Raw genomic sequence first — 16,183 nt, 5'->3', positions numbered from 1 at the left:
ATTAGTTTTCATCAACCTCTCTATTAAAAAATATCTCAAAGAACATCAAGCATGTAAGTGATATAAATATTAAAATTACAGCTATACCTATTGCAATATCTATATCACCAGTAGACATATTTAAATATATTGAAGTAGGTATAATTTCAGTTTTCATACGTGTAGACCCTGCTATCATAGCTACTGCACCAAATTCACCAAGTGCTCTTGACCAAGTCATTACAGTTGCAGATATTATTCCAATTTTTAGATTTGGAAGAATTACAAACTTAAATGCCTCCCAACTATTACATCCAAGAGTACGTGCAACAAATATCATTTTTTCATTACCTTCACTTAATGAAGTGTGAAGTATTTTAATAGTAAGTGGCAGATTTACAAATACCTGAGCTAAAACTATTCCTTGTCTTGTGAACACAAAATCAAGTTTAAGAATTTTGTAAATGGAATCTCCAATACCCATTCTACCAAACAAAAGTAAAAGAGCAATTCCTGATACTAGGTGAGGAAGAGACATCGGAAGATTTATTATCTGTATAATTAGTTTTTTAAATGGTAATTTAGTAATATGTAAAAAGTAAGCTGTTGGAACAGCTAATAAAAGACATAATATGGTAGATATTAAAGATGTCTTGATGCTGAGTACTATTGCATATTGTACTTCCACTGAATTTAAACATATAGGAACATAACTCAGACCTTTGATTATTAGCATAAAAAGTGGGGACACAATAAATAAAAAAACTATAGCAAAAAATCCAGTGAGTAGTATAGTAAAAATTTTATTTCTCAAATTCAAGCACTACTTAACTGGTTCAAAACCATATTTTTTAAATATTTGTTTAGCTTCATCTGATGCTACATAATTTATAAATTTATTAGCTAAATCTTTTTTATCACTATAGTTTACAGTTCCTGCTGATATAATTTGGTCTATGTTTTTGTCTGGAGCAATTTCTATAACTTCTACATCATTATTACCAAAAATAGAGTCTTTTGTGGCTATTGTAGCATCTGCTTTACCTGATGTTAACTGTACAATCATTTCATTTACAGTTGCAGCTGTAGAAACAACATTATCATTTATAGATTTTAAATTATTTTTTTCAAGTATTTTTTGAGTAGTCTTACCTATAGCATTAGATTCTTTATCTCCGAAAATAAGTTTTATGCCATCTTTATTTAGATCTTCTAGTTTTTCAATATTAGCGGGATTTCCCTTAGGTACAACCATTGCAGGTGTATGATGTGCCACTGTTTTATGTTCACTTACAAGTTCTTTTTCAAATGCTTTTGAGTAAATTGGCTCAGAGCCAACAATAAATGCATCACCTTTGTGACTTGTTTCAATTTGGGCTATTAGTTGTGCAGAGCCTGCATAACTATATTCAATCTTTATATTATTTTCTTTCTCAAATTTTTGAGCTATTTCATCCATTGGCTTTTTTAAGCCTGCCCCTGAATAGACAAAAAGCGTTTCTTTTTCTTTTGAATCATTAGTTGTTATAACTTTAGTATTAGTTTCATTATTAACTTTCTTTTCTTTAGAATTACATGCAGTAATACTTAACGAAATAATCATAGCTAAAGCTAATACCGAAAATTTTTTTAACATAATATATTCCCCCTTAGTAATTAATGTAAATTCTTTTTCAGTATATCATATTAAGAAAACGATGTCTAAGTTTTTGTTATGTTTTGTTATATTTTATAATGTTTAGTTATGTTTTGTTGTGTTAAAAAGATTTATTTGAGGGGGTAGATATAATATAGTGTCTAGATTGTAAAGAGTTTACTGTATTAATTATTGTTTAAAATTTCTAGTGTTAACTTAGTTCATATGAATTTAATTAATAAAATATGAACTAAGAGCTATTATGTAAAATAATTATAATCTATTGAATAAATTCAAATAATAAATTTATTTTTGCATAATAAAAATATTATATATTATGGAATTAGAGTTTTAATCTTCTATTTAATTGATATAAAGTTTATATTTATTTTTTATAAAAATATGGTAAATATTTACATATTATAATATAATAAGTCATTTTTCTAGTGTATAATATATTATATGAAATAGGCGTTATAAAGCGTAAATCATAGAAATTTTTAAGTATAGAAGTATATTTTAATTGATAATGTATATAGGAGGAGGACAAAATTTGAGTACCATTATTTATGCCTATTTGATACCATTTATAGGATTGATTTTTTTGATATTTCTTATTAAAATGAATCATTTATTTAATAAGGAGCAGAGTAAATTGTTTATAATATCAATAGTAATTAATTTAATACTTATTATAGTTACATCTACTGATTACATAATATCAAAACAGACAAATTCATCACTATGGATGGTTCGTAGGATTACATCTTTTTTAAATTTTGCAATAAGTCCATTGATTCCTATTTTACTTATAAAGATATTTAAACAAAAAAAGGATACAATTATATTTTATTTGCCATTTTTGATAAATTTTATTATTTGTTTTTTTAGTATGTTTATTAAAATTATATTTTTTATAGATATAAATAATTATTATGAAAGAGGGTGTCTATTTTTTATACCTTCTTTTACAGTATTATTATATATTTTAATATTTATAATCAATCCAGTTACTTCTCATGTGCAAGAAAAGAGAATGGAACGTATTATTGTTACATCTATTGCTGTTACAATAATTGTAGGATTACTTTTAGAAATTTTTTATTACTATCATTTTCTAAGTTATGGGTTTTCAGCATTAGGACTTATTATTTATTACATACTACAAAATATTAATTTCTTTTCAAAAGATTCACTGACAGGAGCATACAATCGCCAAATGTATAATTATATGCTAGATAAAATTAATAATTCTTTAAATTGTGTGATTGCTCTTTTAGATATTAACAATTTCAAGTATATCAATGATAATTATGGGCATGATGAGGGCGATAAAGTATTAATTTTATTTGTTGATATTATTAATAAGAATGTTAAAGATATTGCATCTCTTTATCGTACGGGTGGAGATGAATTCATGTTGATATCAACTAAAGTAAATGAAGAAGTACTCTTAAATGCTCTTAATAAATCTAAGATAGAGTTAGAAAAATATGACCTTAGTTTTGCATATGGAGTAAGTGAATATAATAAAGAAGATGACCTTGAGGAAATACTACATATGGTTGACAAAAAAATGTATATAAATAAAAATCAAATTAAAAATCAAGAAAAAGAATAATTCCAAGTAAGAAATTCTTTGAAATTCTAAGAATAATTAAGTGAAATATATTTTAAATAAAAGCATGTATTTTTTAGTATGATTTTTAGTTTTTATCTCATTAGTAGTGGAAGAAAAAAGATATTTTATAAAAAAGTTTTAAGTATATTAACAGAAAGTATCAAAAAAATTACATAGAATAAAAATGTTAAAAAACACTATAAAGTATATGAAAAAATAAATTGAATTTTTTTAGATGCAGATAAAGCAACCATTTTCCTTAGTTTATCACACAAATAGGATATAGGATAATAGTCCGTAATTTAATCTCCTCATAGAATCAGTATGAGTCTAGAATACTATGAGGAGGCAACTATATCAATTTAATTTGTAGTATTGTAAATAAATTGATATAAGAAAGTATTTTCATTTCTTTATATTTGATATTATCATAAAATACTTTCTTTATGAGTCATTACAAATTCCAATAGCTACATTGATAAAAGGCAAGGGGATTATATTTGAAAAATATCCCATTAAATTAGAAGAATTCATTTTTACATAACTTAAAAAATCGCCTTAAGTTAAATCAAGACGATTTTAATAAATAAGTGGGTACTTCAAGCTATTTTAGATTTGTTATATTTCATTAAAAAATAAAACTCTGAAATGATAAGAATATATCAATTAATTTTCATCAAACATTTCTTAAAAGTAGATAAAACTAAAAAGGGTTTTCTAGAAAATAAAATCTATCTAATTATGTTTACTAATAACATAACTTGATGTAAATAATTTTCTACTATTTTTATCCGCTCTGTAGTATAAAATTACCTAATTGTGTATGTATAAAATCGTAATAATCATATGCACTACCAATATAGGTAGATAATATATGAGTGTGTCTATCTATATTATTTGTAAATGTACTATCATATCCCCCTAAAAAAATTTCATAAAAACAAAAAGAAAATATCTTTTTGGCAACTGGCTAACATAACTTATAAAAATTTTATAAGCCTTAGTCCCTATAGTTTTGCGTCACTAAATTTCTCTAGTTTTGCCGATTTAGTTTTACTCTACAATTATATAATACAACAGAATGAAGCATTATTCAATAGACTTATTTGAAAATTGAAAAATTTATGAATATGAAAAAATTATTTTTTCGAGAAAGATTAACGACCAATTAATTTCAACTTAGTATTAATATTAAAAGATATCTAAGTGGATAGAAGAATGTTTATAGCTAAATTGAATTGATATTATAGTATGACAACATCACCAAACTATGGAAGATATTTTAACAAGTTTAATATTAGAATAGTTGTTTTTATTTGGAGTTGTTCATAAAGTTTTAGGATTATGTGCAAAAATATAAATAGCTAAATAAAAAAAGACTCTAAAAAGAGTCTTTTCCGAAAAATCTATATATTATAATATAGTTATATTTTCTGCTTGAGGACCTCTAGCGCCTTTAACTATATCAAAGCTTACTTTTTGACCTTCTTCTAATGATTTAAATCCTGAAGTTTGTATAGCTGAGAAATGAGCAAATACGTCATCTCCATTTTCTACTGATATAAATCCAAATCCTTTTTCGTTGTTGAACCATTTCACTATTCCATTATTCATTAAAAATACTCCTATTAACCTATATCAAGATATACTTGATTTAATTGTGTACTAACACAAATACTATTGTATCATAAATTAATAAAGATGTCTACTTAATTATATAATTTCCAGTTAATATTTAAAAATTATTATATTAATAGTTAGACAATGGAACATTAATTTTCTAAAGTAGCCATTTTTGGGGAAAGGGAAACTTTTTTTGAAATATAATATAATTATAACGGAAAAGTAATGTTTTTATAAAGATTAAGATTAGAATCTAAAACATTCATAATAATATATTTACCAAAATAATACAATATATCTTATATTATAACTATATAAATCATAGAAATCAATACTTAAACAGAGTGATATAGGTGTTTTAAAAAAAACAATATATTTATAATACAAAACTATCTTAAGCTCCTTTTCCCCAAAATAGGAGACTTTGATTAGTATTTAATAATATTATTTAAGATAATATTTAAGTATTATTTAAAAATACTTAAGTTTTAAAGCCTAGTTTATAAAGGTATTGTAAAAATGAAGCACTATAATCTGTAATAATTAAAACTTGATACTTTGAAAATAGTTTTGAATAGAGTAGTGAAATGTATAACCTATTGATTGTATATGGTGCTGATATTTTAAATATAAATCAAATTTATTTTTCTAATAAAGGTTTTAATGTATATACATATGAAATTGCTAAGGTTGAAATTGTGATAGTAAAAATATAGTTTTGAATTGTATAATTCTAGATGTTACATTACTAGACTCAGATGAATATAAGATGTGTAATGCTATAAAAGAAAAGTTTAAAATACATATAATATTTTATCTAATTATGTATATAGAGAAGAAAGAGTTCAAGAATTCTTAGCTGGAGGAGATGAGTATATGACAAAACCATATAGCTTAAAAGAACTTAAGCTTAGAATATATTTCCATATGAGGTAATATAAAAAGATTACATTAGTTTCTAATGTATTAAAGCTTTCATTTTTAGTAATAAATGTGAGCTTAAGAAAAGTGCTTTTGATGGAAAATCATTTATTTGACCATTATGTAGTTTGAAATATTATTGTTTATAGTTGGAAACAAAGAACGAATGTTCTTAAAATTAGAAATATATAATCAAATCTAGGAAATGCTTGATATTAGAAGATAACATATGGCACAGGTTCATATTACATAGATTAAGAGTAAAATTAATTCTTTAAGAAAAGAGCATTAATATATTCAGACTGTATAGGGAAAAGGATATAAGTTTGTTCTATAAGTGAGAAACTATAATTAATAAATAGTTTTTATTTAGTAGAGGTGTGGTCGATGTAATGAAAATTAAATTTTATGTATAAGTATGATAATAAGTACCAATATAACTTTTTAGATCAAATAATGGACTTTTAACTATAGGTGGTTATACTTTTTCTAAAAATAAACTTATTCTTATACAATAAATCAAAAACCAAATGAAGACAAAATAAAATCTATAGTCTACAATAATTTACATTAAAATATAAAAATATTGATTTTAGTTAAAAAGTATGTCTAGTAATTTATTTTACTATGTATACTAAAATAAATTACTAGACATACAAGGACATTGTGTTAATTTTGAAGTGTTCAAATTTAAAAATATATATACAAATAATAAAGAAAATAGACTTATAATTGTTAAAGTTTCTTATAACAGTAAAGACAAACTATTAGAAAATAGACTAAAGATATTTGTCTGATTCTTTATAGAAAGAAATAATTATATTTAGGAGTGATTATAATGCAAGCTAATATATTGATAATAGATGGAGATAAGGATAATTGCCAGGAATTGAAAAATTTTTTAGAAGGAAAAGGGATAAATGTTGATCTAGCATATAACTGTGAAGAAGCTATTACAAAATTATTTAGTAATAAATTTGATTTAATATTTTTAGAGATAATTTTAACTGATGGTGATGGCTGGACTTTTTGTAAAAAAATCAGAAATATAACGACTTGTCCAATTATTCATATGACTTGTATAAATAAAGTACAAAGTATTTTAAATGCTTTGGATTCTGGTGGAGATGATTATTTAACAAAGCCTTTAAATTTAGAAATATTATATGCAAAAGTAAAAGCACTTTTAAGAAGAGAGAATTTATATGTAAATAATAATAAACATAATACTGAGTTGGAGAATTATAATAGAAATAGTGGAGTTATAAAATTAGAAAATAAAATAATAAAATTAACTCCAATAGAGAATAAGTTATTAAACTTCTTTATGGAAAATCCTGAAAAGACATTAACTACTAAAGAGATATATGAACATGTATGGATGAATGAATATTTAGAGGATAACTATAGTGTGGTAGTTGCAGTAAATGGATTAAGAAAGAAAATAGAAAAAAATTATAAAAACCCTCAAAAGATTATAACAATAAGAAAAGCAGGATATTATTTTAATAAGATATAAAGTTTTATAAACGCTACAATTGATGAGATTGAACAGTTATTTAAATCTCAAGTTAAAAATTTTAGTGTATCAAAATTTAAGCATTGACTATTATAAGATAACAACTGGAGAATGTTGTTACCTTCTTTTTGATAAATAAATATATTTAGATATCATCATATGGAAGTTATAATGTTACTAGAAGGGGAGCTAAATATAAACATTGTAAAATCACAAAATTTTTTATAGATAGCTTTAATTTTAACTAGGGGGAAAGTAAATTATGAACTTTAAGAAAGTAATATTTTTATTATTATCAACAGTAATATTAGGGAGGAGTTTTTCTATTAATATCTTTGCAAATAATTTTTTAGAAACGGATATATCAAATAGAAAAAATGTTTTGTTAGATTCAAATGTCAATAATCTTGATATATATTGGCGGTTACAATGGATACTTGGAATTTAATAATGATAATAGATTAAATGTAAAAAGTATTACTGGTAAGACTTCAAATTCTCCCACCTATGTAGAAAGATTAAAAAAAGGCAAGTCTAATGGAGGAGCAAGAATTTGTGATATAGTCATAAATGGAACTCAATTATAACATTTTAATTATAAATATATAAATTAAAATGTTATAGATAAAAATCAAATAAAACATTTAATATAATACTATTTGTAAAGAATTATATTTTTTCAATCAAACAAAATATATTGAATAGTAATAAGACGAATGAAATTTATTCTGAAAAATAAAACTATATTATGTAATAAAAAATGGAAGTGTATTTGTAGTACACTTCTATCATTATAATTAAGCATTCTCATTTGGATTGCTTTTTTATTTTCCAAACAATATTATTTTTTCATCAATAATTATTAAATCAATCTCATTCTCTCTTAATGTTTATTTTGTAATATCAACAAGATTGTCTAAATCGAAATTTCTTGTAACTTATAGTTACTTTATAACTATAATTCTTTTAATATATAAGTTTTAAAATCATTAATATTATGTTTCTTTTTAATAAATATATTTTAATAAAATCTTTAGCAAGAATTAATTTTTAAAAGTAGAAAAAACTAAAAAGGATATTCTAGAAAATAATGTCTATTTAATTATATTTACTTACCAATACCATCACTTGATGCAAACATGATTCTACCACATTTTCTCCGTACTCTAGGATAAAATCATCTAGCTGTGTATCTATAAAATCACAATAATCATATGAACTAGCAATATAAGCAGTTAACATATGTGTACATCTATCCATTTTATCTCTAAACATATATATTATTATCCCCCTAAAAAACTTTCATAAAAACAAAAAGAAAATATCTTTTTGGCAACTGGCTGACATAACTTATAAATTATTTTATAAGTCTTAGTCCCTATAGCTTTGCGTCACTAAATTTCTCTAGTTTTGCCGATTTAGTTTTATTCTACAATTACAATAATACAATAGAATTAATTATTATTCAATAGACTTGTTTGAAAATTGAATAAATTTATATATATGAACGTTATTTTACTTTAAAAAAATAGACTAAATATGTAGAATGTATGGTAAAACTTCCCTAAAGAGAATGGTGAGGGAAAAATAATGTATAAATATACAATCGTTTATGATGGAGAGGTTGGCAAAATCTCTGCAACTGTATTTGGTTGGGGTATAATGACGGAAAAATATTAATATGTGATATAAAAGATTATGTACCAGGTCAGACAGAAAATTTATATGTTATAGGTGGAGGAGCATGCAATAAGATAAGTTCTATAACTAAAGAGAGATACACCATGATAAAAGGTAATGATAGATTTGATACACTTTACAAAGCACTAGATTTTATTAATAGATAGATTAGATACTATATAAAATAATTATGAAAATATGGGAAAATATGTTTAATATCGTTTTGATTAAGGTATAAATTTAAATAAATAGAATGATAAGGGGTGGATAAGATGTTAATAAATGATAAGAGTTTTTATCCAAATAATATTTATCCAACAATAGACTTTCCCAAGATAAAAAGACAATTAAAATCAATATACAAAAATGATTTATCAGATTGTGGAAGTATATGTATAATAGAAAGAAAAGAATATTCTGTAAGTATAAATAGTATAGGTGAGATAAATATATATTATGATTTAGAATATGAAGATAAGATACAGAGTATAGTTGATGAGATTGAGCAGTTATTCAAGTCTCAAGTTAAAAATTTTAGTATATCAAAACTTAAGAATTGATGATTAGAAGGTAACGACTGGAGATAGTTGTTACCTTCTTTATTGATTATATCAGTGTTTTATTATAAATAGTTTATATAGTTATATATTTCTTTCTAATTAAACAATGGGATACTATTGTGATAATGGATACTAATATTAATGATATTATTGCAGTATTTAATCTTTTTATTAATAAGCCCATTATTATGTATTCCAAGCCTATTAAATATTGATAAAACATCTCTAGTTTAATAGTTTTTTCTCTATCTATTTTTCCATATTTTAATTCTAATTTGTTAAAATATTTTTTCCTAAAATAGTTGAATTTATGTTTAGCTAAACCTTTTATTACATTCCCTATTATGAATATTATCCCAAAAAGTAAAAATAGTCCATTCCAAAAATTCATACACATATCTCCTTTACAATATATTCTATTAATTAAAAACGATTTAAATAGGTCTTTTTAACAACATAAATTATATGGTATAATAAAAAAAGTAAAGATGCACTTCCAATACATCTTTACTAAGTCAACCGATATTAAAGAGAGCATTTTCCGTTATGGAGAGTGCTTTTTTCATTTTTTCGAAAAATATTTATTTCTGTGATGCAACGATTTCACTCCCTGCGTTACGATATTTTAATACACAGATAAGGTCAATAATCACCACTACAATAAGTGAAATAATCCCAATTTCGCCAACAAGATAGGGACGCATTTCACCGCCTATGGATTGGTCTAAAAGCAATTGTGCGACAAAGTTATGTACGAAATGAAGCCAAACAGCAGGCCATGTGCTCTTTGATTTCATACTTAAATAAAATCTGGAATAGGATACTGAGATACACATTAGTGCTAGAACTGGAAGCTGATACCAAAGTGGGATATCAGACATATATCCAACCACAAACAACGGGAAATGCCACAAAAACCAAATCACACCAGAAACAAAAGCACCTTTGTTAAACCCAAAGAGTTCATTAAGCTTTGGCACTAAGTAGCCACCCCAGCCTATTTCTTCACCCATTGCAGTGACAAAATAGATTGCCAGATATGTCAGCAACATACTTGGCGCTTTTATAAGAGTCAGAGCCATATTACCTACGATTACGCCCTTACCATAAATCAGCAAGTAGATACTATATGAGATTCCCCAATATGCTAATGGAATTAATATACCACCCAAAATATATTTCGCATGGCATCTTCTAAAGTTTACTCCATTATCGCCACGGTGGTATATCATACTTACAATAATGGCAGCAACACCAGGACACCACATAAGAAAGTAATTAAGTTGCAACATTCCGTGGACAATAATCAGGTAGTAGAAAATTGAGCTTAGAGCAAAACAAATGATAAGAAATAACAAAATTGATTTTTTTACTTTTTTCATGAAAAGACCTCCTCTAATTGTATGTAAGAGGATTATAACATTAAATTTGAAGTAGGTCAAAATAATTTGATGTATATCAAATTAATAGATTTTCAAGTCCTTTTATTGTTTTTTCAATTTCGTCACTATTTAGATGATAATAAACTCGTCCAGATTTCTTATCGATATTGACTAAATTTACTTGTAGCAGAACCGCCATATGATGTGAAATTGTCCCAGCAGATAATCCAAGCTTATTAGCTAATTCTAGGCTATACATTGGTTTATTTTTTAAAGAAATTAATATTTGAAACTTACTTTTATCTGAAAGTGCTTTTAGTTTAATTAATATGTTATCATCAATTTCTTTAGAGAAATCATTGTCACTAAATATATCTAAATTTAACAACCCAAAATAACGTTTTGTCTTTAAAACAATTTGAGACAGAGGATTTATGAAAGTTGGATAAATCGGAAGTCCTTCCCCTTGTTTTGATATCATATTTTTTTCTCTTGTGCTCTCAAGTAAAATGGAACATTTTGAAATTAGCGTTTCAATATCAATTTCGAGATATAATTTTTTACATACAGATAAATTTGAATTTATTAGTATAAAAAGTTTATTAATCAGCTCTTTAGGTGACTGATAGAATGAAAAGAATTTCCATTTTTCACTTTCATTAAAATCTGATACAGATAGAAATTCATAGAACTCTAAAGATGAAAGTTGTTTATTTATACTACTTTTTTCTGCGATAGCACAAATTAATTCAATAAAAATTTTCCTAAAATATTCATCAGATTTTTCTTCACTATCAAATAGCTCGAAATATTCTGCCACTAGAGCAACCATGAATGTATAGAAATTCTTTTCTTCATTAATGACATTCTTAAAATAGAAATTGTAATCTCCATTTGTGGTCTTCATTTTGTCAAAAGAGGTAATTAGTTTCTCCCAATCAATCAAATGAGCATCGTATACTTTCTCGCCAGCAAAGCCAAACCCATTTAACTCTTCTATTAATTCTATTTTTGTTGTCGAAAAATTATTACAATAAGAAAGCAGTCCTAGTGTTTCAAGGTAGTAATTAAATTCACGATTAAAATTCATTTATTTATTCCTCCTTAGTTTGATGTTTGTGATAATTATATCATATATATCAAAAACTGTATAATTAAGATATAGGATAGATATTTGATGTACAATCATCTTCATATGAAAAGGGATGAGTGTATGAAGATAAATTAATTGAACTCGAATAACATTTTAAGAGTTTGAAAGAAAAAATTACAAATAGATACATAATAAATAAAATGAAGGTATGAAATTATAACTTTTTCTACCTTCATTTTGTTTATTATTCTGAACATGTTAAAAAAATGAAATAAATTTGTATTCTATTTATATAAATTTTAATAGGATATGTATAGTACATAATAGATAGGATGTATAAAAATAGAATTTAAGTAAGTAGCTATTATTGCAGTGAAATAAATACTTCTAAGTCTATTCGGATGGAAGAATGGTGGAAGAAAATTAGTAAAATATGATTCTTCCACCATTCTTTCACCCAGAAAATAAAAACTGCTCAATAAGAATTAATATACATTAATTCAGATGAATCCAATCAAAACACTTAAATGAAAGTAATCTGAAAACAACATAATTCAAATCAATTAATTCAAATAAACATGATTTTAGTATAAATCTTAAGAAATATTTAAGTTGAAAACTTTATTTAGAGGAATTATATTTATATTTAGCATATGCTTAAATCTAGCGATACCAAGAGGTGTAGCGAGTTGGAAGAATATAAGTGAAGCTATAAATATAACATTTTTAAAAGAGTCTTCCACCATTCTTCCACCGTAATTATTTTTTGGTGGAAGAATTTTATTTTATGGATTTTTCAAATAAATCTACAGTTTCTTGTTTCATAGTTTCTGTTACATGAGAATATGTGTTCATAGTTACTGCGATATTACTATGACCTAATCTTTTTTGTACTGCTTTTATATTTGCTCCAGCTTCTAGAAGCATTGTTGCATGAGTATGCCTTAAACTATGAAAAGAAAAAGTAATATTCAATTTTTTGCTAATGTTATTGCACATAGTGGAAATAGAATTGATGTTTATTGGATTTCCATTTATTTTTGTACATACGAAGTTGTTGTTTATGTAAAATTCACCAAACAGTAATTTATTTTCATTTTGATACTTTTTATGTTCTTTTAAGGCTTTCACTAAAGTATCACCTATAGTAATAGTTCTATAAGAACTAGAGGATTTTGGCGTTGCTAATTCAATATCACCTTTTTTCTTTTTTATCATAGTATGATTAACATTTATAGTTTTTGTTTTTAGATTTACATCTTCCCAAGTTAGACCAGCAACTTCACCTTTTCTCATTCCGGTATGAAAAGCAATCATTAATGATATATATTGATAAGTCCCTTTATTAAATAAATTTAAAATATTATTAAATTCTTCTAGTGTAATTACTTTGATTTCTTTTTTGATAGTTTCATTTTTAGGAATGTTGATATATTGCATTGGATTATCTTTCAAAAATTGATATGGATATACAGCTGATTTTAGCGCTTTTTTTAAAATAGCCCTAATAACTTCAAGTGTACTTTGTGAATAGTTGCTTCTGAACTTAGCATTAATAAAGTTTTGTAATGTAGCTGGTGTTAGGGATTTCAGTTTATAATGTCCTAATGCTGGTTTAATATGTGTTTGAATGTGTATTCTATAACTTTCTTGAGTATTATATTTGCAGTTTAAAATAACATACTCATTAAACCAAAAATCTAAATATTCTGCTAAGTTCATTTCACACTCATCAAACATTATTCCTGTATTCTCATATTCTTTCAATGCTTCTCGAAGCGCTTTTTCAGCATCTTTTTTATTATCTCCACCAGCTCTTTCTACTTTTTTTCTCTTGCCATCAATTATACCTAAATCAAAATAGTAATACCATTTTTTACCTTTTTTTCTTACGCCACCTTTCATAAAATTTCTCCTCTCAAAATTAAATAATATGGTTAAAGTAAAATACTTCAATTATATTATAACAATTATATATATTATAAAGAATAAGATTATAAGAAAATAATTTATTCTAATGTTATTTAATGTCGTTAATTGAGTAGAAATAGTTTGTTATTTCGACAACATATAATATATGTTTGTTATACAATTTAATTGAGAGACATGAAAAAAAGGGGGAGATATTTTGAAATCAAAGAAATTATTATCATTAGGGTTAGCTATGTCAATGTTTGTTGCTTGTTATCCTATATCTGCAAATGCTCTTGACAAGGTTGAATCAATTAAAGGTGCAGATAAATATGAAACTGCGGGTATAATTGCAGATAAGCAAAACTATACTACAGCTATATTAATTAATGCAGACAGTACAATGGCTGATGGGTTAAGTGCTAGTGGACTTGCAGGAGCTACAAACGCTCCAATTCTTTTAACTAAGAAGAATAACATACCAAATGCAACTATTAAGAGGGTAGAAAAAGCTAACAAAGTGTACATAATTGGTGGAGAAAATTCTATTGATAAGGCAACAGAAACTTTTCTAAAAGATAAAGGAATAGAAACTAAAAGGCTTCAAGGTAGTGATAGAATTAAGACAAGTTATAATGTAGCAAAAGAGATAAATTCTATTAATAAAGTAAATAAAGTTATATTAACTAATGCTTTTAAAGGTGAGCCAGATGCTATGAGTGTTGCCTCTGTATCTGTTAGAGACAAAGCACCTATAGTATTGACTGATGGGAAAAGTGTACCATTTAATACTACTGGAATAGAAAGTTATGCAATAGGCGGAACTTCATCAATGAGTGATAAACTAGTTAATGATACTAATTCAACTAGATTGGGTGGAGTAGATAGATATGATACTAATAAGAAGATAGTAAATAAATTCTATAATGGAGCAAAAGAATTTTATATAGCAAGTGGAACAGATTTAGTATATGCACTTGTTGGTTCTACAATGGCTAAAAATACTCCTATTGTGTTAGTCAATTTAGGTAGTAATAAAGAAATTTTAAAATATGCAACTAAGATAACATCAATAGGAACAGTAGATTCAAATGTACTTCAAGAATGCTTAAATATAACAAATGCTTTATTAAGAGATATTTTAGGTGTTTGGTATGATAAAGATTCTTATGAAGATTTTAATTTTGGTATAACTAATAATACAATTGATGGAAATAGTTACGATATAATATCAATAGATGAAAAAGATAAGAGTGTTAAAATTAATGTTCATTATCCAGATGGAGACTTACAACACCTTATAAAATTAGAAAATAAAAATAAACTTTGGTTTTATACTTATAATGATATAAATGGTGGCTTTTCAGGTGGTACGCCTTTTGAAAAATTATATAGTTTCAATAATTCAGATACAATTTACAAAAATAGTAAATATGGATTTAGCTTACGAATACCTAAAAGTTGGGAAGGAAAATACAAAATTAATGAGTATAAAGATGGAGTAATAAGTTTTGATTATTATAAAAATGGAAAATGTTATGATTCAGCTTTATGCATAGAAACATTTAATAAAAATGATTATGATGAAGAGAGCTTTAGACTAAATGGATATACTTATATTGGAACATCTAAAGATAAAGTGTTCTGTTGTGATTTAGGTGGAGACCCATCTGTAGATGCTTTGAATGATGAAGCTATGTTAAAAGAAGTTGGAGAGATGAGAGAAGTTGCTGCTGATTATGTTATAAATTCTTTTGAAATAATTAAGTAAGCTAATAGTTATAATATTATTATAACTTTTAAAAAAACAATATAGAAATAGACTAGTATTTAGCTAGTCTATTTTTTATTTGATAAAATTGCATTATTCATTGTATTTTTGACTAACATAAGTTTTTCTTATTTCTTTTTGCCATTTCTTCTTTACCATAAAGTTCACATAAATATAGAAAATCCTCTTCTAATGCAATAGATAAGTCTACTATTGTGGATATTGTTATGTCTTTATATTTACCATTTTCCAATTTTGAAATTTGACTTCTATTACAACCTAATTTTTCTGCCAGCTCTAATTGTGTCATTCCTTTGTGTCTTCTTAATTTTCTTAACATTTAATTTAACCTCACTTTTAATTATTTTTATAATTAATAGTTTGTGTAGTTTTTTGTAATAAATGTGCTTGAGTAGCACACTTTTTGTTGGAAATTTGTGCTAGAATGTAGTTAAGAAATAACTTTATCTAGATAAAGTGAATATAA

The 16,183-nt window shown here is 25.0% G+C and carries 14 protein-coding genes, 1 pseudogene and 2 riboswitches; of the genes and pseudogenes, 6 read left to right on the top strand and 9 right to left on the bottom strand.

Annotation, left to right across the window (positions count from 1 at the left end; translation table 11 throughout):
* Window position 1 precedes the first annotated feature (1 nt).
* Window positions 2-715 (bottom strand): ABC transporter permease, encoded by a 714-nt coding sequence (locus ACTG48_RS12935; protein WP_479917061.1) that lies wholly within the window; start codon window positions 713-715, stop codon window positions 2-4.
* Between the two features lie 87 nt (window positions 716-802).
* Complete coding sequence (gene modA, locus ACTG48_RS12930) at window positions 803-1,615, bottom strand: molybdate ABC transporter substrate-binding protein (RefSeq protein WP_479917060.1); 813 nt, start codon at window positions 1,613-1,615, stop codon at window positions 803-805.
* Window positions 1,616-2,168: 553 nt separating this feature from the next.
* Between modA and ACTG48_RS12925 the strand changes: the two genes are divergently transcribed.
* Window positions 2,169-3,236, top strand: a complete 1,068-nt coding sequence (locus tag ACTG48_RS12925) for a GGDEF domain-containing protein (RefSeq protein WP_479917059.1) — start codon at window positions 2,169-2,171, stop codon at window positions 3,234-3,236.
* 958 nt (window positions 3,237-4,194) lie between these two features.
* A riboswitch (cyclic di-GMP riboswitch) is annotated at window positions 4,195-4,290 on the bottom strand.
* Between the two features lie 359 nt (window positions 4,291-4,649).
* On the opposite strand, the gene ACTG48_RS12920 is transcribed toward ACTG48_RS12925, so the two are convergent.
* Window positions 4,650-4,850, bottom strand: coding sequence for a cold-shock protein (locus ACTG48_RS12920; protein ID WP_021385087.1), 201 nt, complete (start codon window positions 4,848-4,850; stop codon window positions 4,650-4,652).
* A 1,768-nt stretch (window positions 4,851-6,618) separates the two neighbouring features.
* Between ACTG48_RS12920 and ACTG48_RS12915 the strand changes: the two genes are divergently transcribed.
* Together ACTG48_RS12915 and ACTG48_RS12910 are read left to right on the top strand one after the other, a co-directional pair.
* Window positions 6,619-7,299: a response regulator transcription factor gene (locus tag ACTG48_RS12915; protein WP_021385119.1), complete on the top strand. Its 681-nt coding sequence runs from the start codon at window positions 6,619-6,621 to the stop codon at window positions 7,297-7,299.
* A gap of 395 nt (window positions 7,300-7,694) precedes the next feature.
* Complete coding sequence (locus ACTG48_RS12910) at window positions 7,695-7,886, top strand: hypothetical protein (RefSeq protein ID WP_479917058.1); 192 nt, start codon at window positions 7,695-7,697, stop codon at window positions 7,884-7,886.
* 511 nt (window positions 7,887-8,397) lie between these two features.
* Here ACTG48_RS12910 and ACTG48_RS12905 read toward each other — a convergent pair.
* Window positions 8,398-8,574: a hypothetical protein gene (locus tag ACTG48_RS12905; RefSeq protein ID WP_021385172.1), complete on the bottom strand. Its 177-nt coding sequence runs from the start codon at window positions 8,572-8,574 to the stop codon at window positions 8,398-8,400.
* Between the two features lie 53 nt (window positions 8,575-8,627).
* Window positions 8,628-8,724: riboswitch (cyclic di-GMP riboswitch) on the bottom strand.
* Window positions 8,725-8,871: 147 nt separating this feature from the next.
* Between ACTG48_RS12905 and ACTG48_RS12900 the strand changes: the two are divergent.
* Together ACTG48_RS12900 and ACTG48_RS12895 are read left to right on the top strand one after the other, a co-directional pair.
* Window positions 8,872-9,146: pseudogene (locus ACTG48_RS12900) on the top strand (N-acetylmuramoyl-L-alanine amidase); the annotation flags it as partial.
* Window positions 9,147-9,251: 105 nt separating this feature from the next.
* The gene (locus ACTG48_RS12895) at window positions 9,252-9,539 is read left to right on the top strand and encodes a hypothetical protein (protein ID WP_021385224.1); all 288 of its coding nucleotides are present in this window, start codon (window positions 9,252-9,254) and stop codon (window positions 9,537-9,539) included.
* Window positions 9,540-9,612: 73 nt separating this feature from the next.
* On the opposite strand, the gene ACTG48_RS12890 is transcribed toward ACTG48_RS12895, so the two are convergent.
* The 4 genes from ACTG48_RS12890 to ACTG48_RS12875 form a co-directional block, all read right to left on the bottom strand.
* On the bottom strand, window positions 9,613-9,930 hold the full coding sequence (locus ACTG48_RS12890) for a hypothetical protein (protein ID WP_479917057.1): 318 nt from the start codon (window positions 9,928-9,930) through the stop codon (window positions 9,613-9,615).
* 190 nt (window positions 9,931-10,120) lie between these two features.
* Window positions 10,121-10,921 carry a CPBP family intramembrane glutamic endopeptidase gene (locus tag ACTG48_RS12885; RefSeq protein ID WP_479917056.1) on the bottom strand — a complete coding sequence of 267 codons (801 nt, stop codon included), beginning with the start codon at window positions 10,919-10,921 and terminating at the stop codon, window positions 10,121-10,123.
* Window positions 10,922-10,997: 76 nt separating this feature from the next.
* Entirely contained in the window at window positions 10,998-12,011 is a 1,014-nt protein-coding gene (locus tag ACTG48_RS12880; RefSeq protein ID WP_479917055.1) for an ArsR/SmtB family transcription factor, read from the bottom strand.
* A gap of 783 nt (window positions 12,012-12,794) precedes the next feature.
* Window positions 12,795-13,919: a tyrosine-type recombinase/integrase gene (locus tag ACTG48_RS12875; protein WP_479917054.1), complete on the bottom strand. Its 1,125-nt coding sequence runs from the start codon at window positions 13,917-13,919 to the stop codon at window positions 12,795-12,797.
* A gap of 223 nt (window positions 13,920-14,142) precedes the next feature.
* Here ACTG48_RS12875 and ACTG48_RS12870 point away from each other — a divergent pair, with 223 nt between their 5' ends.
* Window positions 14,143-15,696 carry a cell wall-binding repeat-containing protein gene (locus ACTG48_RS12870; protein ID WP_479917053.1) on the top strand — a complete coding sequence of 518 codons (1,554 nt, stop codon included), beginning with the start codon at window positions 14,143-14,145 and terminating at the stop codon, window positions 15,694-15,696.
* Window positions 15,697-15,808: 112 nt separating this feature from the next.
* Here ACTG48_RS12870 and ACTG48_RS12865 read toward each other — a convergent pair whose 3' ends face one another.
* On the bottom strand, window positions 15,809-16,036 hold the full coding sequence (locus ACTG48_RS12865) for a helix-turn-helix domain-containing protein (protein ID WP_479917052.1): 228 nt from the start codon (window positions 16,034-16,036) through the stop codon (window positions 15,809-15,811).
* Between the last annotated feature and the right edge of the window lie 147 nt (window positions 16,037-16,183).

The sequence above is a fragment of the Clostridioides sp. LIBA-6822 genome, from assembly GCF_056688955.1.
Note: the sequence above shows the minus strand (reverse complement) of the source record. Positions and strands in the feature narration are given on the sequence as shown.

What these genes read in the sequence shown, in the direction of transcription:
- ACTG48_RS12935 (WP_479917061.1), bottom strand. Translation starts at nt 715, where the DNA reads ATGCTAATAATCAAAGGTCTGAGTTATGTTCCTATATGTTTAAATTCA.
- ACTG48_RS12915 (WP_021385119.1), top strand. Translation starts at nt 6,619, where the DNA reads ATGCAAGCTAATATATTGATAATAGATGGAGATAAGGATAATTGCCAG.
- ACTG48_RS12880 (WP_479917055.1), bottom strand. Translation starts at nt 12,011, where the DNA reads ATGAATTTTAATCGTGAATTTAATTACTACCTTGAAACACTAGGACTG.
- ACTG48_RS12865 (WP_479917052.1), bottom strand. Translation starts at nt 16,036, where the DNA reads ATGTTAAGAAAATTAAGAAGACACAAAGGAATGACACAATTAGAGCTG.
- ACTG48_RS12910 (WP_479917058.1), top strand. Translation starts at nt 7,695, where the DNA reads ATGTCAATAATCTTGATATATATTGGCGGTTACAATGGATACTTGGAA.
- ACTG48_RS12890 (WP_479917057.1), bottom strand. Translation starts at nt 9,930, where the DNA reads ATGAATTTTTGGAATGGACTATTTTTACTTTTTGGGATAATATTCATA.
- modA (WP_479917060.1), bottom strand. Translation starts at nt 1,615, where the DNA reads ATGTTAAAAAAATTTTCGGTATTAGCTTTAGCTATGATTATTTCGTTA.
- ACTG48_RS12885 (WP_479917056.1), bottom strand. Translation starts at nt 10,921, where the DNA reads ATGAAAAAAGTAAAAAAATCAATTTTGTTATTTCTTATCATTTGTTTT.
- ACTG48_RS12905 (WP_021385172.1), bottom strand. Translation starts at nt 8,574, where the DNA reads ATGTTTAGAGATAAAATGGATAGATGTACACATATGTTAACTGCTTAT.
- ACTG48_RS12875 (WP_479917054.1), bottom strand. Translation starts at nt 13,919, where the DNA reads ATGAAAGGTGGCGTAAGAAAAAAAGGTAAAAAATGGTATTACTATTTT.
- ACTG48_RS12895 (WP_021385224.1), top strand. Translation starts at nt 9,252, where the DNA reads ATGTTAATAAATGATAAGAGTTTTTATCCAAATAATATTTATCCAACA.
- ACTG48_RS12920 (WP_021385087.1), bottom strand. Translation starts at nt 4,850, where the DNA reads ATGAATAATGGAATAGTGAAATGGTTCAACAACGAAAAAGGATTTGGA.